Here is an 842-nt window from a genome sequence, read left to right as displayed (position 1 = left end):
GAGATCTTCGCCGCGCCGGGGGCGAGCTCGCCGAGCTTGGTGCTGAGGGTGGTGGCACCGGTTGCCGCAGCGGCTGCGCCGTCGGCGACCTGCTGCGATCCCGCGTTCACCCGCGCTGCCCCGCTCGAGAGATCGCTCAACCCGGCGGACAGCAGAGCGGACCCGTCCGCGACCTTCTGGGCTCCGACCTGGAGCGACTGGGCGCCCTTGTCCAGGCCCGCGCTCCCCGACTGCAGCCCGGCAGCACCCGTGCTCAGTGCGCGCGCGCTGTTCACGAGCCCCTTCTCGGCCGTGAAACCGCCGTGGAGGTCCGTGGTTCCCTGGGCCAGTGCCGCCGCCCCGCCCTTCACCGACGACGCCCCCGCGGAGAGGTCTCCTGCGGCGCCGGCGAGCCGGTCGAGCTGAGCCTTGAGGGGCGAGTCGGCGGGCACCGATGCGGCGAGAGCCGTGAGGTTCTCTGCGAGCGACGCGGCCCCGGCCTGGACGCCGTCGGCCCCCGCGGAGACACCAGCGGCCCCGGCTCGCAGGGACTCTGCGGCACCTGCAGCCTTGTCGATCCCCGCCGACAGCGCGCCGGCACCGGCCTGAACCTGTGATGCCCCGGCAGCGACCGAGGCCGACCCGGTCGCGAGGGCGGTGGCGCCGTCGGAGACGTCACGCGCTCCTACGGCGAGTGCGGTGCTCTTCGTCGACGCGGAGGCCGCACCGGAAGAGAGGTTCGACGCGCCCTGTGCGAGGTCTGCTGCACCGGGTGCGAGCTCGGTGGCGAGCTTGCCGCTGAGCTCGCCGGAACCGGCGTGGAGCTGGGCTGCGCCGTCGGCGACCTTGGCCGCACCGGGCGC

Annotated in this window: 1 pseudogene; it reads right to left on the bottom strand. The window is 74.8% G+C overall.

The window, feature by feature from the left end:
- Positions 1–842 (bottom strand): annotated as a pseudogene (locus tag WFH32_RS19235) (hypothetical protein); the annotation flags it as partial.

Origin of the sequence: Oerskovia sp. USHLN155, from assembly GCF_037145535.1 — a bacterium.
Lineage (GTDB): Bacteria > Actinomycetota > Actinomycetes > Actinomycetales > Cellulomonadaceae > Oerskovia > Oerskovia rustica.
The sequence above is the reverse complement of the archived record's forward strand: the minus strand, read 5'-3'. Positions and strand labels throughout refer to the sequence as shown.